We start from the raw sequence: 15,467 nt of genomic DNA on the forward strand, positions 1-15,467 counted from the left end.
CGTGAACGTGTTCCGGTTTCAACTCCAAAAAGTGCTGGATGTAAAAGAAAAGGAAAAAGAGCAGGCGGAGTGGGCGTTTGGCAAATCCGTGCAGCGAAAGAACGAAGAGGAGCTCAAGCTGTTTCGACTGACGGAGCGCCACGAGGCGGTGACCAACATGCTGCACGAGGCGCAGAGCCAAACCTGCAGCGCGGCCCAGTTGATCGAACTCACGCGGTACCGCCAGGCCGTCGAACAATCCATCGCCAACCAGCGGCGGACGCTGTACGGGTGTGAGCAGGAAGTGGAGCGCTGCCAGCGCAGGCTGGCGGAGCGGATGCGGGAGACGCAACTGTGGCAGCGGCTGCGGGAAAAGGCGCTCGGGCAGTTTCTCTACGCGGAAAGGCTCAGGGAGCAGAAGGAATTGGACGAGATTGGCACGCAGCTCTATCTTCGCAAGAGCAACTGAGGGAGGTTCACGATGGAAGAGATCCAAGAAGAACGGGAGTACAGCAGGTGGGAATGGTTTTTCTACATGATTGCGATCCCCGCTCTGTTTGCCACTCTCCTCGGAGGCGTGCTACTCAGCCTGTTGGGATACAACGTGTTGGGCAGCGTGCTCAGTTGGGCCAACACGATTCCCTACGTGGAAAAAATCGTGCCTGACCAGTACGCGACGGCCGATGCGGAAGAAAAGTCAGTCGACCTTGGCAAACAGGTGAGCAGCTTGCAGGAGGAGCAGGCGAAAAACAAACAGACAATCGCCAGCCTGCAGAGCGAAACGGCGAAAAAGGACGCCACCATTCAGGCGTTGGAAAAACAGGTGCAGGATTTGCAAAAGATGCTCGAGGACAAGCGCACCAGCGAGGAGGAGCGGCAGAAGCAGTATCAGGACCTGGCCAAATTGTACGCGACGATGTCGCCCAAAAACGCGGCGGCCATCGTCGAAAACCTCAGCCTGAGCGAAGCGGTTTCGGTCATGACGAAGATGAAACCGGAGCAGCAGGCGAACATCCTGGCCAAGATGGATCCGAAAAAAGCGGCCGACATCTCCATTCAATTGAAGGATACGGTGGTGAACAAGGACGATGACATCGCCGCGCTGCAGGAACGGGTACAGATCTTGACCAAGGCGCTGAGCGAGACGCGGAAGGATACGACCAGCATCGATTCGCTGATCCAGACCTTCTCGCAGATGCCGGCTGAGGATGCCGCCGCCGTCATCCGCTCGCTGATGGGCACCAACCGCAACCGGGCCATCTCCATCATGGCCGGCCTGTCTCATGACAAACGGGCGCAAATCCTGGCGGCGATCGCCCAGCAGGACAGCCAACGGAATGAGAACGTGGCTGCCCGCATCACAAGCGAGTTGCTTCGATAGGCGACGGCAATACAAGAACCGCGTCTGTCGTTCTCATAAGCAACAATACAACCCGAGGAGGTGAATGAGATGAATGTAGCCAATGTGAAGGGGGCCCCGGCGGCGTCCGCCACCACATCCGGCGTTTCGGCACAGCAGAAACCGGACGGCGGCGGCGATCTGTTTGCTGCACAGATCGGAAACGCGCTGCAGAATGTGCAGGCGGGGGAACTGCCCCAGACCCTGCCGGAAGAAGCAGGCGCCGAAGACATGGCGCTGCTGGCTGATCTGCTGGCATTGATCCAACAGCTTTTCCCCACGCTTCACACGCAGGATCCCGAAGAGGTAACCGCTACGTTCACTCAGCGGGGAATCCCGCAGGCAACGGCAGAAAAACTGGCCGATGTGCTCGTATCGTTCGCACGTGCCGAAGGAGGCGCGAAGGTGCCGGAATGGCAGCAGCTGGACAAGCAGGTGGCGGCTCTGCTGAAGCAGTTTGGCGAGGAGCTGCGGGAAGCGGCCGGCAAACAGGCGGGTGACGCCAGGAAGCTGCCGCTCGTCTTGATCCATGGAAAGGGCGGTATTCGGAGCACTGAACCGTCTGTCGTTCCGGTCCGGCACGCGGAGAAGGAACTCACCATGCAGTCCCTTCGCGTCACGCAGGCCCTGTCCAGCTACCAGGCGGAGGCCGCCGTACAGGTGCGGGGCAGCGGCACACCAGCGCAGCAGACGCTGAACGTGCAGGCTTCGCCGCTGGCGGAATCGGATTCAGCCCTTCTGCCTGAGCAGGCGGCTGTCCTTCCGTTCCACCAGGTGGCCAGTCATGGCCGGATTTCGCAGCAGCCGGTGACATCCCATCCGGTACACGCGCATCAATTTGCGCAGCAAGTCACGCAGCTGTTTGTCCAGCAGATGAAAATCACGCAGGGGAACGGCGTGCACGAGGCCAAACTGATTCTCCACCCGCAGTCGCTGGGACAAGTAGACGTGATCATCACAGCCCGTGACGGGGTGATTACGGCTCAGTTTTCCGCGGAAACGGCGGCCGGCAAGGAATTGCTGGACAACCAGCTTCCGCAGCTTCGCGCGGCGTTGACCCAGCAAGGCCTGCAGGTGGACCGCCTGGAAGTGAATCAGCAGCAGGCGAGTTCGTTTGCCTTCCAGCAGCAGCGGGAACAGGCACGTCAGCAAGGCGATGGACGCCAGCGACAGGAACAGCAGGAAGATCAGGCGGAATTTTCGCTGGACGCCCTGCTGGAGGAAAGTGATGTTGCCGCGGTTGGGCGGGAGTTTGGCCGCGCTGCCATGAACGGCATCCGCTATCCGGTCTAGCTGTTCGTGAAAGGGGGACCCGCCATGCACACGTTTTACGTGGGGCAGACCTACTTTCCCAACAAGCCAAAGCGGCCAGCCGCTGTCAGCCAAACCGGCGCGGAACCGGCCGGCAAACCGTTTCGCCACTACCTCGCCGAGTCCGTTGGCCAAGCGGAAGGCCCCAAGTCCCTCACGTTCAGCCAGCACGCGCTGACGCGTCTGCGCGAACGGGGGATTTCGCTCAACGAAGCCGAGCTGAACCGACTGCAGTCGGCCGTGCAAAAAGCGGCTGACAAAGGGGCGAAAGAATCGCTGATCATGATGGACAACGTCGCCTACGTCGTCAGCATCATCAATCGAAAAGTGATCACCGCCGTCGACGTCGTCAGCATGAAGGAAAACGTGTTTACCAACATCGACAGCGCGGTCTTTGCATGACAGGATCACAGGGCTGGACCTCTCGGAGGAAGCCCGCCGGCTGCCGACTGACCGAGGCAGTCGACAAAAGACCCGATACCCATTTGTGAAGGAGGAATTGCGTTATGCTTCGTTCCATGTACTCCGGCATTTCCGGTCTGCGCGGTTTTCAAACCAAACTGGACGTAATCGGCAACAACATCGCCAACGTGAACACGGTGGGATTCAAGAAGGGCCGCGCGATGTTTCAGGACATTCTCAGCCAAAACATTGCCGGTGCGACCGCTCCAACCGACGGCGGGAAAGGCGGATCCAACCCGATGCAGGTCGGACTGGGATCGCAGATCGGCTCCATCGACACCGTGTTTACGGCGGGCAGCCCGATGACCACCAACGTGCCGACGGATTTGTCGATCGAAGGGGAAGCGTTCTTCATGGTAACGCCGGATGACGGTACGACCTACTACTACACCCGTGCCGGCAACTTTACCCGCGACGCGCAGGGCTTTTTGGTAAACCCGCAAGGTTTGAAGCTTGTTGACATGTCCGGTGATCCGATTCAGATTCAGCGGAACGCAGGAATCGTCTCCTACTCCATCGGAAAAGACGGGGTCATCACCACGGTGGATGATCAGGGGACGCTGGATTCTTCCATCCAGATCGGGCTGATGACGTTTGAGAATCCGGCCGGTCTCAAGAAAATCGGCAACTCCCTGTACGAATATACCGTCAACGCAGGGGCTTACGGAGATGCTCCCGATACCCCGATCGATGCGGCAACCGCCAAAGTGAACATCATCTCCGGCCAGTTGGAGATGTCCAACGTGGACCTGTCCGAAGAGTTTACCGAGATGATCGTGGCTCAGCGCGGGTTCCAGGCCAACTCCCGCATCATCACCACGTCTGACACCGTGCTGGAAGAACTGGTCAACCTGAAACGATAACGCCTAGCGGATGAGTGAGGGGGAGGCGGTCATCCCGCCGCCCCCCATCCCGAAAGGAGCAGCCGATGATCAGACTGACGCGATTTAACGGCGGGGCGTTTTACCTCAACGCTACCCATGTCGAAATGGTGGAATCCACTCCCGACACGGTCATCACGCTGTTTAACGGCAAGAAGTACATCGTCAGGGAAAGCGCTGAGGTAGTGGCTTCGCGGATAGTGGACTTTTACAGGCAGACGTTCCCGGCAAGCGCGGCGCCGCGCGTTCCGGACGATTTCATTGAATAGCGGGAGGCACGTGTGATGTTTCAAAACCGGTTGTTTAACATGGCACTTATCATCATCATCGCGATTTCGCTTCTGGGCGTCGTTTCCTTCGTTCTCTGGCAGACGTACCTGTCCCCAGCAGCACAAACCGCAGGCCATGGAGAAGAAAAGGAGGTAAAGGCTCTCACGGCTAAGGAACTGGAGGAATACTCCGTCGATACCGGAGAAATCACCACCAATCTGCTCTCCAACAACTACATCATTGTCCGCTTCACGATTACGGCGGACAGTGCGGATGCCAAGGAAGAACTGGAGCAGCGCCTGCCCCAGGTCAACCAGATCATCATCAAGACGCTGGCCGGCCTGTCCCCCGAGGATATCAAGGGAACGGAAGGCGTCAACAAACTGGAAGCCAAGATCATGAACGAAATCAGTTCGCTCATGCAGGAAGGAAAAATCGTGCAGGTGCTGACGACGAAGCGCGTCTTGTCGTAAGCCGCGATGGATGTATACATAGCTGGGAGGTGACGACACATGGCCGAGGTTCTCTCACAAAGTGAGATTGACGCGTTGTTGGCCGCACTCTCGTCGGGAGAGATGGATGCCAACGAGCTGAAAAAAGAAGAGACTGAGCGAAAGGTAAAAGTATACGACTTTAAACGGGCCTTGCGTTTTTCCAAAGACCAGATCCGCGGCCTGACGCGCATTCACGAAAACTATGCGCGGCTGTTGACGACGTATTTTTCCGCTCAGCTTCGTACCTTCGTGCAAATTACGGTTGCCTCCGTCGACCAATTGCCGTATGACGAGTTTATTCGCTCCATTCCCAAAATGACCATTCTCAACATTTTTGAGGCGCCGCCGCTGGAAGGGCGCATGGTATTGGAAGTGAATCCGAACATCGCATACACCATGCTGGATCGGCTTCTCGGCGGACAGGGAACGATTCCGGACAAGATGGGGGCGTTGACGGAAATTGAAACAACAGTCATGGAACGGGTGTTCAGCAAGGCGCTGGACACGTTTCATGAGGCATGGAAGCAGATTATCGAGCTTGATCCGTACCTGGAAGGACTGGAAATGAATCCGCAGTTCATGCAGATCGTTTCCCCCAACGAAATTGTTGCGGTCATCTCGTTCAGCACGAAGATCGGAGACACCACAGGCATGATCAACCTCTGCCTGCCCCATGTCGTGCTGGAGCCGATCATGCCGAAGCTGTCCGGGCAGTATTGGTTTTCCAAGCAGAAGAAGAACAGGGACGAAGAAGAGCGGCTGCGCGTGGAGGAGCGGGTGAAGACGGCCAAGCTGCCGGTGATCGCCGAGCTGGGCACGGCCACCATCACGGTAGGCGAGTTCCTGCAGTTACAGCCGGGTGATGTGATCCAGCTCGACCAGCTCATCGAGAACAAGCTGAAAATCCGGGTGGGCAACCGCCTGAAGTTCCTCGGACAGCCCGGTACGCAAAAAGGGCGTGTAGCCGTGCAGATCGAAGAAGTCCTCGAGGAAGGGGAGGAAAACAATGAGTAGAGACATGCTTTCTCAGGAAGAGATTGACGCGCTGCTCCGCGCGAACAATCTGGTTGAGGAGGAAGAGGAAGAAGCTTCGAGCGCTCCCAACGTCGCCGACTACCTGACCGAGTTTGAGCAGGACGCGCTCGGGGAAATCGGCAACATCTCCTTCGGCAGCGCTGCAACGGCTCTTTCCACGCTGTTGAACCAAAAAGTGGACATCACCACGCCGACGGTCTCGATGGTTCAGGTCGACGATCTGGAAAAGGAATTTCCCATCCCGCACGTCGCGGTTCACGTCGAGTACACGGACGGATTCAAGGGAATCAATCTGCTGGTCGTGCGGATGGAAGACGCGGCGGTGATCGCCGACCTGATGATGGGCGGTTCCGGCCGGCCGGAATCGACGGAGCTGTCGGAGCTGCACATCAGCGCGGTACAGGAAGCGATGAACCAGATGATGGGGTCTGCCGCCACGTCGATGTCCACCATCTTCAACCAGTTGGTGAACATCTCTCCGCCCGGCATCGACATCATGGATTTGGCCAAGGGAAAAGAAGGGCACAGCTTCACCGAGGATGACACACCGCTTGTCAAGGTGTCTTTCCGGTTGAAAGTGGGGGAACATGGCGAGCTGATCGACTCCAACATCATGCAGCTTCTGCCGCTTTCCTTCGCCCGGGAAATGATCAACCGGCTGACCGGCAGTTCCGCGAGCGAGCTGGAAGCGGCGGCGACTACGACGGAGATGCCGGAAATGGCCGCATTGAGCGCGTCGGCTCCACAGCCGGAGGCACAGCAGAACACTCCCGCTGCGCAGGAGACTTCGCCGCAGCAGCCGATGCAGTCGGTGCAACCGCCGCAGCAGCCGGTTCAACCGCCGCAAGCTCCTCCGGCCGGATATGCGACGCCGATGGGGTATCCGGGATACCCGGGACAGCCCATGTACCCGAATGCCTACCCGCAGGGAATGCCCGCAGGCTATCCGCCGTATCCACCTCAGTATGCGCAGCAGCAGGTGCCGCCCGCACCGCAGCATCTGGGCGGACAGCCGAACAACCAGGCGAACGTGAAACCGGCCCAATTTGCGCCGTTTGGAGGTGGCCCGATGATTTCCGCTGACGGACAAAATCTCAACCTGCTGCTGGACATTCCTCTGCAGGTGACCGTTGAACTGGGGCGGACGAAAAAACTGATCAAGGAAATTCTCGACCTGTCGGCCGGATCGATCATCCAACTGGACAAGCTGGCAGGCGAACACGTCGACATCCTGGTCAACAACAAGCTGATTGCCAAAGGGGAAGTCGTCGTGATCGATGAAAATTTTGGCGTGCGCGTGACCGACATCATCAGCCAGTGGGACCGCGTACAAAAATTACAATAAACCATTAAATCATCGGATAATCAAGGAGGAGCTTATCTATGTCCAACAAAGTACTCGTTGTAGATGACGCAGCGTTCATGCGCATGATGATCAAGGAAATCCTGTCCAAAAACGGATACACCGTCGTAGGGGAAGCGAGCGACGGCGCGCAGGCGGTGGAGAAGTACAAAGAGCTGGGGCCGGATCTGGTGACGATGGACATTACCATGCCGGAGATGGACGGCATCACTGCCCTGAAGGAGATCAAGAAAATCGACCCGAACGCCCGCGTCATCATGTGCTCGGCGATGGGGCAGCAGGCGATGGTCATCGATGCGATTCAGGCGGGCGCCAAAGATTTTATCGTCAAGCCGTTCCAGGCTGATCGCGTGCTGGAAGCGATCAAGAAGACGCTGGGCTAATGATGAAGGGCTTCCGGAAAACAGGGGCGCGTCTCATCTGGGTGTGCAGCATCATCGCCGCGATTGTCGCTTCCCTTCCGGCTTCCGCACTGGCGGAGGAAGACTCCGTAGCCGACGCCCTGCGCAAAGGAACACTCTCTCCCGGTGCGCCTGCCGGCGGCCAACAGCCGGCGGCCATTCCCGGCAGTGAAACGGGCAGCATGTGGGGATATCTGCTTCAGGTGATCTTTTCACTTGGGGTGATCGTCGTCCTGATCTATCTGCTGCTTCGTTTTCTCGCCAGGCGGCAGATGGGACAGACGCATGGTCCGATCAAAGTGATCAGTGCGGCTCCGCTGGGCAACGGCAAGACGATCCAACTGGTGATGATCGGGGAGTCGCTGTACCTGCTCGGTGTGGGGGAAAACGTTCAACTGCTCAAGCACATTCCACCGGGGGAAGAGGCAGACCTCATCCTGGCGGAAGCGGAGATCAAGCCGATTGCCGGATTTTCGCTCGATTGGCTGCCGTTTGGCCGGAAGCGGCAGACGGAAGACGAGGAGATACACCTGTCCGCTGCGGACGGGCGCACGTTTGAAGAACTGCTGCACAAGCAGTGGAACGATCTCGACAAGCGATCCGACCAGACGGGAACCTGGATGGAGAAGCAAGGTCATGACAGAGGGGATCGAGGATGAAATCACTACTCCAGCTCCTGGCGATCGCCGCGGTGCTGCTGGCGATACCGGAATGGGCGGCCGCAGCGCCTGCCAACGCGCCGCTCGTACCTACCATCGATCTGAAAATTGGCGGCGGCAGCGGAACGCCGCAGGAAACCTCCTCGGCCGTACAGATTCTGCTGATGTTGACGGTCCTGTCCGTAGCGCCTGCCATCCTGCTGTTGATGACCAGCTTCACGCGGATCGTGGTTGTGCTGTCCTTCGTCCGCAACGCGCTGGCTACGCAGCAGATGCCGCCCAATCAGGTGCTGGTTTCGCTGGCGCTGTTCATGACGTTTTTCATCATGGCGCCCACGCTGGCCAAGGTAAACGAGACCGCGGTACAGCCGTTCATGCAGGGCAAATTGACCCAACAGCAGGCGCTGGAAGCGGCGGTGATCCCGTTCAAGGAGTTTATGGCCAAGCAGACGCGGGAAAAAGACTTGGCGCTCTTTTTGGCGTACACGAAAGCGGAGAGGCCCAAGACGATTCAGGACATTCCGCTGAGCGCGCTCGTGCCGGCGTATGCCATCAGCGAATTGAAGACCGCATTTCAAATCGGCTTCATGATCTTCATTCCGTTTCTCGTCATCGACATGATCATTTCCAGCATTTTGATGGGTATGGGGATGATGATGCTGCCCCCCGTGATGATTTCGCTGCCGTTCAAGATTTTGCTGTTCATCATGGTGGACGGATGGTATCTGGTCGTGAAATCGCTCTTGGCCAGTTTCTGACATCCGGCCGACAAGCCAGCCTAGGAGGGAGAGCATGACACAAGAATTTTTGATGCAAATCGCCCAAAGCTCCGTGTACACCATCCTGCTGGTGACGGCTCCGGCGCTGGGCGTCGGCATGCTGGTCGGCTTGCTCGTCAGCATTTTTCAGGCAACCACGCAAATTCAGGAACAGACGCTGGCATTCATCCCGAAAATTGTCGCCATCTTCGTCACGATTTTGGCCGTCGGGCCGTGGATGCTGCGGGTGATGCTGGAGTTCACGATGGGGATCTTCGGCAATCTGCACCGCTTTGTGGGATAAATGATGGCTGCCGTAATGCTTCATCTACCCGTGCTGCTGCTGGTGTTTGTCAGGATGACCGCGTTTTTCGTCTCGGCTCCCTTTTTCTCGGTGCGCGGCGTGCCCAATCCGTTCAAGATCGGCCTGGCCTTTGTCCTGGCCCTGATCAGTTTCAGCTATGTGCCGGTCCAGGGGCAGATTCCGCTGGATCTCACCTTTGTGCTGTACGCGGTCAAGGAAGCGCTGGTCGGCCTGATTCTCGGCGTGATCTGCGAGCTGATGTACGTCACCGTCCAGGTTGCCGGCGGATTGATGGACATGCAGATGGGGCTGGCGATGGCCAACGTGATCGACCCGCGTACCGGCGCCTACGTGCCGCTGACGGGCAACTTCAAGAACATCCTGGCGATGCTCTATTTGTTGAGCATCAACGGCCATCACGTGCTGATCAAAGGGATTCTCGTCAGCTACCAGGCGATTCCGCTCGACAGGATGTGGGCCGCGTTCGGCAGCGAACACGTGATGTGGATGGCCGTCAAGGTGTTTCGCGACATGTTTCTCAGCGCCTTTCTGATCGCGGCGCCGATCGTGGTCGCCCTCTTTCTGGTCGACCTCTCTCTTGGAATTATCGCCAAATCGGTTCCGCAATTTAATATCTTTGTGGTCGGACTGCCCATCAAATTGCTTGCCAGCTTTCTGATGCTGATCGTGGTCATGCCTGCATTTTTGCTGACGCTGAACAGCTTGTTTGAAAAGATGTTTCGGGCGCTTGCGGAAATGATGAAGTGGCTCGGAGGCGCAGCATGAAACGACTTGCCTTTTTGTATCCGGTCGATCTGCAGTATTTTAACGGCGAAAAGACGGAAAAGGCGACGCCGAAAAAGCGGGAAGATGCGAGAAAGAAAGGACAGGTGGCCAAAAGTGCAGACCTGTCTCCGGCCGTCAGCCTGACCGCGGCGTTTCTCATGTTGATCCTGCTGGGATCGTCGATGTTTCACACGTTCCAGAACGTGATGCGGGAGTCGCTCGTCACCTACACGAGCTGGCAGGTAAACGAGGAAAATCTGCGGGTCATCCTCTACCAGCTTTCCTTCGAAGCGGTCAAAATCGTCGGACCGGTTCTGGCCGTGGTGTTCATCGTCGCCGTCTTCGTCAATTACATGCAGGTGGGCTGGCTGTTTACCACCGAACCGCTGCGGATCAAACTGGACAAGCTGAATCCCGTGCAGGGGATGAAACGCCTGTTCAGCCTGCGATCCGTGGTGGAACTGTTCAAATCGCTGTTGAAAATCAGCGCGGGCATTCTCGTTGCGTTCATGATCTTGTGGGACACCAAGGACGATCTGGTGCAGCTCTCGCTGAAACCGCTGGAAGCCGCGCTCTCGCTGACGGCGGCGGAAGCGTCCAAATTGGGGCTGTACATCGGCCTCACACTGGTGGTCCTGGCTGTCCTTGATTACGCGTACCAGCGCTACGAGCATGAAAAGAGCCTGCGCATGTCCAAACAGGACATCAAGGATGAATTCAAACAGGCGGAGGGGGATCCCTTGATCAAGGGGAAAATCCGCGAGCGTCAGCGCAGCATGGCCATTCGCCGGATGATGCAGGAACTGCCGAAAGCGGACGTGGTGATCACCAACCCGACGCACTTCGCCGTTGCCATCCGGTACGACGCACGCGAGATGAGCGCCCCCACGGTCATTGCCAAAGGGCAGGACTACCTCGCGCTGAAAATCAAGGAGATCGCCCAAAAACACCGGATCGTCACCATGGAAAACAAGCCCTTGGCCAGGGCTCTCTATAGTCAGGTCGAGATCGGCCAACAGATTCCCGAAGAGTTGTTCAAAGCGGTCGCGGAAGTTCTCGCGTACGTGTACAAGCTGCAAGGGAAAGTGAAATAAGCAGAAGAAAGGAGGATGCACGGTGGGATTCAAATTCAAGGAGCTGGGTACCGTTCTGTTCGTCATCAGCATTGTCGTCATGATGGTGATCCCACTGCCGTCTGAACTTTTGGACTTGCTCTTGATACTCAACATCTCCCTTGCATTGACGATTCTGCTCGTCTCGATGTACACAAAGGAAGCCCTGCAATTTTCCATCTTTCCCACGGTGCTCCTGATCACCACGCTCTTCCGCCTGGCGCTGAACGTGTCGACGACGCGGAACATTCTCTCGCACGCCGAGGGCGGCAAGGTCATCGAAGCGTTCGGCAGCTTCGTCGTCGGCGGCAATCAGGTGGTGGGCTTTGTCGTCTTCCTGATTCTCGTCGTCATCCAGTTCATCGTGATCACCAAAGGATCGGAGCGCGTGGCGGAAGTGGCCGCCCGCTTTACGCTGGACGCGATGCCGGGGAAACAGATGAGCATCGACGCCGACCTGAACGCGGGGATGATTACGGAGGCGGAAGCGCGCGCCCGCCGCAAAAAGATCGAGGACGAAGCCGACTTTTACGGCGCCATGGACGGTGCCAGCAAATTCGTCAAAGGGGACGCGATCGCCGGCATCATTATTTTCATCGTCAACATCATCGGCGGCTTCATCATCGGGATGGTGATTCACGATTTGAGCTTTACCGAATCGGCCTCCCGATTCACCACCATGTCCGTCGGCGACGCGCTGGTCAGCCAGATTCCGGCACTCTTGATTTCGACGGCGACTGGTATCATCGTCACCCGCGCCACTTCCGGCGAAGGGCTGGGTGAGGACATCAGCAACCAGTTGTTCAGCTATCCCCGCCTGCTGCTGATCGTGGCCGGCGGCATCATGCTGTTGGGCCTGCTGACGCCAATCGGCCTGCTGCCCGTCGTGCCGGTTGCGGGGCTGCTCGGGTTCGCCGGATGGAAGATGAACAAGAAGCAGAAAGTGGAGCAGGAAGAGTCGGCCCAACAGGAAGAGGAACAGCAGATCGAAGAAGTGCGCAGTCCCGAGAGTGTGGTCAACCTGCTGCAGGTGGACCCGATCGAGTTCGAGTTTGGCTACGGCCTGATTCCGCTCGCCGACGCCAAACAGGGTGGCGACCTTCTGGATCGCGTCATCATGATCCGCCGGCAGATCGCCCTGGAATTGGGGATCGTCGTGCCGGTGATCCGCATTCGCGACAATATCCAACTGCGTCCCAACGAGTACATAATCAAAATCAAAGGAAACCAGGTCGCCAAGGGAGAGATCCTCTTGGATCACTATCTGGCGATGAGTCCCGGCTTCGAAGACGATGCGGTCGTCGGTATCGAAACGGTCGAACCGGCGTTTGGACTGCCCGCATTGTGGGTAACAGAAGAGAATAAGGAGATTGCCGAACTGTCCGGCTATACGGTGGTCGATCCACCGTCCGTTGTCGCCACCCATCTGACGGAAGTGATCAAGCGGCACGCCCACGAACTGCTCGGCCGCCAGGAGACGCGGGCCCTGATCGACAACGTGAGGGAGACGGCGCCTGTGCTGGTGGACGAACTGATTCCGGGCACGCTGTCGATCGGCGACGTGCAGAAGGTGCTGCAAAAACTGCTTCGGGAAAAGGTCTCGATCCGCAACCTGCCCGTCATTCTGGAAGCGCTGGCCGATCACGCGGTCTACACCAAGGATCCGGACGTGCTGACGGAGTACGTGCGTCAGGCGCTGTCCCGTCAAATTACGCTGCAATACACCGAACCCGGACAGCCGCTGCGGGTGATCACCGCCGGCCCCGGACTGGAAAAGGCCATCTCCGAGCGGATCGAGCAGTCGGAGCAGGGAACGTATCTGGCCATGGATCCGGAGACATCCCAGCGGATTTACCAGAGCGTGTCGGCGGAAGTGAGCAAAATGGTCAATGCCGGCCAGCAGCCGATTATTCTCGCCTCTCCGGCGATTCGCATGTACCTGCGGCAGCTTATGGAGCGGATGATGCCGGATGTTCCCGTCTTGTCGTACAGCGAGCTGGAGCCGCATGTTGAAGTGCAAAGCGTAGGGATGGTGAACCTGTCGTGAGAGTGAAACGCTATGTAGTCGATTCCATGCCGGACGCTCTGGAAAAAATCCGGATTGACCTGGGAAAGGACGCCATTATCCTCAACTCCAAGCCGATCCGAACCGGTGGACTGTTCGGATTGTTCGGGAAGCAGCGGATCGAAGTGGTGGCCGCCGTTGACGACAAGGGGGCCGAGCGGGCGCCGAGCGCTTCTCCCGCCCGTCAGCCCGACCTTCCTGCCCGGCCGCAGACAGGCAGCTACGCCGCTCAGCAGGCCTATCAAAAAGCGGCGATGGCGGCTGCTGCGCAGCCGGCCGCAGAATCAGAGCCGACCGGCACCGGTACCCGGCAGACGCCTCAAGAGACGGCCGCCGCCGCTCCCCAGGCGGATTCTCGTCCCGATCGACCGCCGGCAAAGAGAGCCCCTTCCGCGCCAACGGCAGTAGCCGCGGCACCTGACGCTGACAGCAAGCAGTTGGCGGACGAAGTGCGGGATATGCGGCAGATCTTTGAAAAGCTGTTGATCAACGGTCTCAACAGCCAACTGCCGCCTGCCATCCAGGCGGTTCAGGCGCATCTCGCAAAGCAGGAGGTCGCGGAAGAGGTGACGGCGGACATCATCCGAAAGCTGCTCCTGCACGGCGAGCCGTCCGCCCAGTGGACGGAGGAAGAAGCGAGGCAGGCCGCCGCGCGGATCATCGCCGAACTGGTGGAAAAGGCATCGCCCATGCCGTCCCGGATCGAGCCCGGCGTCAAGTACGCTTTCTTTTTTGGGCCGACCGGGGTGGGAAAAACCACCACCATTGCCAAACTGGCGGCAGACAGCATGCTGAAAGACAAGCGGCGGATCGGATTCATCACGGCGGACACGTACCGGATCGCCGCCGTCGAGCAGTTGAAGACGTACGCCAACATCTTGAACGTGCCGCTGGAAGTGATCTTTTCGCCGAAAGAGATCGTCCAGGCGATGGAGCGGCTGAGCGGATGCGACCTGATCTTTGTCGATACGGCCGGGCGCAATTTCCGCAACGACGAATACGTGCAGGGGATTCGCGACCTGCTGCGGGACGATGCGGACTGCCTCAATTTCCTGGTGCTCAGCCTGACCGCCAAGTACAGCGACATAAAAGCGATCATCCGCAACTTTGGCGATGTGCCCGTTTCCCGGGTGATCTTTACGAAGGCGGATGAGACGGAAGCGTACGGGGCGATGCTGAACGTGGCATATGAGACCGGCCTTCCCTTTTCGTACATCACCACAGGACAAAACGTGCCGGACGACATCGTGACGGCCACGCCTGCGCTGGTAGCCAACATGATCATGGGAGATTGAAGCACATGCAAGACCAAGCCGAACGACTGCGCGCACGCATGCAACAGAACAACGTCTCCCGGCAGACCCGGCTGATTACGGTCACCAGCGGCAAAGGGGGCGTCGGCAAGTCCAACTTCAGCCTCAACTTTGCCCTGGGCCTGCAGGAAAAGGGGCACAAGCCGATCCTGTTCGACCTCGACCTGGGACTGGCCAACCTGGATGTGCTGATGGGGATATCGCCCAAGCGGCATCTGCTGCATCTGCTGGAGCCGGACATGACCGTGTGGGACATCATGGAAAGGGGACCGGGCGAGCTGGAATTTATCGCCGGCGGGTCCGGCTTCACCAAGCTGCTGCAGTTGGACGACGCCAAGCTGGACCTGCTGTTTGCCCGTCTGGAGCCGCTGCAGGGCTATGCGGACACGATCATCTTTGATACCGGTGCGGGCATCTCCAACGAATCGCTGCGGTTCATGCTGTCTTCCGACGAGGTGATTCTCGTCACGACCCCGGAGCCGCCGGCGATCACCGACGCCTATGCCGTGATCAAGATGCTCCACTCCCGCAATCCCCGGACGACGATCCGGCTGGTGGTCAATCGCGTCACCTCCGCCCGTGAAGGGACGATGACCGCCGAAAAGCTGGCGATGGTGGCCAAACGGTTTCTCAACATGGACGTCCATCTGCTGGGATTTGTGCTGGACGACCCTCACGTTTCCAAAGCGGTGAAGCTGCAGCGGCCCTTTTTGCTCGCGTATCCGCAGGCGCAGGCGTCCAGAGGGATCCGGAATCTGGCGGCCGCCTACCTGGGAAACGAGGCGGGAGGAAGGCAGTCTCCACCGGCAGGGCTCGGAGGTTTTCTGGAGAAGCTGAAACGCTTCATTCGTTAGGCAACAGGAGGAAGGAAGGAG

The 15,467-nt window shown here is 58.3% G+C and carries 18 protein-coding genes; all 18 read left to right on the plus strand.

The window, feature by feature from the left end; genetic code table 11:
- Position 1 precedes the first annotated feature (1 nt).
- Entirely contained in the window at positions 2-448 is a 447-nt protein-coding gene (gene fliJ, locus M516_RS0109755; RefSeq protein ID WP_029098950.1) for a flagellar export protein FliJ, read from the plus strand.
- 12 nt (positions 449-460) lie between these two features.
- A complete protein-coding gene (locus tag M516_RS0109760; protein WP_029098951.1) occupies positions 461-1,360 on the plus strand; it encodes a magnesium transporter MgtE N-terminal domain-containing protein in 900 nt (299 codons plus the stop codon).
- Positions 1,361-1,429: 69 nt separating this feature from the next.
- On the plus strand, positions 1,430-2,671 hold the full coding sequence (locus tag M516_RS23240) for a flagellar hook-length control protein FliK (protein WP_051188179.1): 1,242 nt from the start codon (positions 1,430-1,432) through the stop codon (positions 2,669-2,671).
- 24 nt (positions 2,672-2,695) lie between these two features.
- Complete coding sequence (locus tag M516_RS0109770; protein WP_029098952.1) at positions 2,696-3,091, plus strand: TIGR02530 family flagellar biosynthesis protein; 396 nt, start codon at positions 2,696-2,698, stop codon at positions 3,089-3,091.
- A 104-nt stretch (positions 3,092-3,195) separates the two neighbouring features.
- Positions 3,196-4,014: a flagellar basal body rod protein FlgG gene (gene flgG, locus M516_RS0109775; RefSeq protein ID WP_029098953.1), complete on the plus strand. Its 819-nt coding sequence runs from the start codon at positions 3,196-3,198 to the stop codon at positions 4,012-4,014.
- 65 nt (positions 4,015-4,079) lie between these two features.
- Positions 4,080-4,301: a flagellar FlbD family protein gene (locus M516_RS0109780; protein WP_029098954.1), complete on the plus strand. Its 222-nt coding sequence runs from the start codon at positions 4,080-4,082 to the stop codon at positions 4,299-4,301.
- Between the two features lie 15 nt (positions 4,302-4,316).
- Positions 4,317-4,775, plus strand: coding sequence for a flagellar basal body-associated FliL family protein (locus tag M516_RS0109785; RefSeq protein ID WP_029098955.1), 459 nt, complete (start codon positions 4,317-4,319; stop codon positions 4,773-4,775).
- 39 nt (positions 4,776-4,814) lie between these two features.
- Positions 4,815-5,810, plus strand: coding sequence for a flagellar motor switch protein FliM (gene fliM, locus M516_RS0109790; RefSeq protein ID WP_029098956.1), 996 nt, complete (start codon positions 4,815-4,817; stop codon positions 5,808-5,810).
- Positions 5,803-7,176 carry a flagellar motor switch phosphatase FliY gene (gene fliY / locus M516_RS0109795; RefSeq protein WP_029098957.1) on the plus strand — a complete coding sequence of 458 codons (1,374 nt, stop codon included), beginning with the start codon at positions 5,803-5,805 and terminating at the stop codon, positions 7,174-7,176. The genes fliM and fliY overlap by 8 nt, the downstream gene beginning before the upstream one ends.
- A 38-nt stretch (positions 7,177-7,214) precedes the next feature.
- Complete coding sequence (locus M516_RS0109800; RefSeq protein WP_029098958.1) at positions 7,215-7,577, plus strand: response regulator; 363 nt, start codon at positions 7,215-7,217, stop codon at positions 7,575-7,577.
- The gene (locus M516_RS0109805; RefSeq protein ID WP_143862772.1) at positions 7,577-8,254 is read left to right on the plus strand and encodes a flagellar biosynthetic protein FliO; all 678 of its coding nucleotides are present in this window, start codon (positions 7,577-7,579) and stop codon (positions 8,252-8,254) included. Before M516_RS0109800 ends, M516_RS0109805 begins: the two co-directional genes overlap by 1 nt.
- Entirely contained in the window at positions 8,251-9,012 is a 762-nt protein-coding gene (gene fliP / locus M516_RS0109810) for a flagellar type III secretion system pore protein FliP (protein WP_029098960.1), read from the plus strand. The genes M516_RS0109805 and fliP overlap by 4 nt, the downstream gene beginning before the upstream one ends.
- Positions 9,013-9,046: 34 nt before the next feature.
- Complete coding sequence (gene fliQ, locus M516_RS0109815) at positions 9,047-9,316, plus strand: flagellar biosynthesis protein FliQ (RefSeq protein WP_029098961.1); 270 nt, start codon at positions 9,047-9,049, stop codon at positions 9,314-9,316.
- Between the two features lie 3 nt (positions 9,317-9,319).
- Positions 9,320-10,102, plus strand: a complete 783-nt coding sequence (gene fliR, locus M516_RS0109820; RefSeq protein WP_029098962.1) for a flagellar biosynthetic protein FliR — start codon at positions 9,320-9,322, stop codon at positions 10,100-10,102.
- The gene (gene flhB, locus M516_RS0109825) at positions 10,099-11,196 is read left to right on the plus strand and encodes a flagellar biosynthesis protein FlhB (protein ID WP_029098963.1); all 1,098 of its coding nucleotides are present in this window, start codon (positions 10,099-10,101) and stop codon (positions 11,194-11,196) included. The genes fliR and flhB overlap by 4 nt, the downstream gene beginning before the upstream one ends.
- 22 nt (positions 11,197-11,218) lie before the next feature.
- Entirely contained in the window at positions 11,219-13,261 is a 2,043-nt protein-coding gene (gene flhA, locus M516_RS0109830) for a flagellar biosynthesis protein FlhA (protein ID WP_029098964.1), read from the plus strand.
- Entirely contained in the window at positions 13,258-14,574 is a 1,317-nt protein-coding gene (gene flhF, locus M516_RS0109835) for a flagellar biosynthesis GTPase FlhF (RefSeq protein ID WP_029098965.1), read from the plus strand. Before flhA ends, flhF begins: the two co-directional genes overlap by 4 nt.
- Before the next feature lie 5 nt (positions 14,575-14,579).
- On the plus strand, positions 14,580-15,446 hold the full coding sequence (locus tag M516_RS0109840; RefSeq protein ID WP_029098966.1) for a MinD/ParA family protein: 867 nt from the start codon (positions 14,580-14,582) through the stop codon (positions 15,444-15,446).
- Positions 15,447-15,467 lie beyond the last annotated feature (21 nt).

It is taken from the genome of Brevibacillus thermoruber 423 (genome assembly GCF_000454065.1).
Lineage (GTDB): Bacteria > Bacillota > Bacilli > Brevibacillales > Brevibacillaceae > Brevibacillus > Brevibacillus thermoruber.

Excerpts from the sequence above, each read along its gene's own strand:
- M516_RS0109800 (WP_029098958.1), top strand. The coding sequence starts at position 7,215 with ATGTCCAACAAAGTACTCGTTGTAGATGACGCAGCGTTCATGCGCATG.
- flgG (WP_029098953.1), top strand. The coding sequence starts at position 3,196 with ATGCTTCGTTCCATGTACTCCGGCATTTCCGGTCTGCGCGGTTTTCAA.
- fliR (WP_029098962.1), top strand. The coding sequence starts at position 9,320 with ATGGCTGCCGTAATGCTTCATCTACCCGTGCTGCTGCTGGTGTTTGTC.
- M516_RS0109840 (WP_029098966.1), top strand. The coding sequence starts at position 14,580 with ATGCAAGACCAAGCCGAACGACTGCGCGCACGCATGCAACAGAACAAC.
- M516_RS0109785 (WP_029098955.1), top strand. The coding sequence starts at position 4,317 with ATGTTTCAAAACCGGTTGTTTAACATGGCACTTATCATCATCATCGCG.
- M516_RS0109770 (WP_029098952.1), top strand. The coding sequence starts at position 2,696 with ATGCACACGTTTTACGTGGGGCAGACCTACTTTCCCAACAAGCCAAAG.
- fliM (WP_029098956.1), top strand. The coding sequence starts at position 4,815 with ATGGCCGAGGTTCTCTCACAAAGTGAGATTGACGCGTTGTTGGCCGCA.
- M516_RS23240 (WP_051188179.1), top strand. The coding sequence starts at position 1,430 with ATGAATGTAGCCAATGTGAAGGGGGCCCCGGCGGCGTCCGCCACCACA.
- fliP (WP_029098960.1), top strand. The coding sequence starts at position 8,251 with ATGAAATCACTACTCCAGCTCCTGGCGATCGCCGCGGTGCTGCTGGCG.
- flhB (WP_029098963.1), top strand. The coding sequence starts at position 10,099 with ATGAAACGACTTGCCTTTTTGTATCCGGTCGATCTGCAGTATTTTAAC.
- fliY (WP_029098957.1), top strand. The coding sequence starts at position 5,803 with ATGAGTAGAGACATGCTTTCTCAGGAAGAGATTGACGCGCTGCTCCGC.
- M516_RS0109805 (WP_143862772.1), top strand. The coding sequence starts at position 7,577 with ATGATGAAGGGCTTCCGGAAAACAGGGGCGCGTCTCATCTGGGTGTGC.
- M516_RS0109780 (WP_029098954.1), top strand. The coding sequence starts at position 4,080 with ATGATCAGACTGACGCGATTTAACGGCGGGGCGTTTTACCTCAACGCT.
- fliQ (WP_029098961.1), top strand. The coding sequence starts at position 9,047 with ATGACACAAGAATTTTTGATGCAAATCGCCCAAAGCTCCGTGTACACC.
- M516_RS0109760 (WP_029098951.1), top strand. The coding sequence starts at position 461 with ATGGAAGAGATCCAAGAAGAACGGGAGTACAGCAGGTGGGAATGGTTT.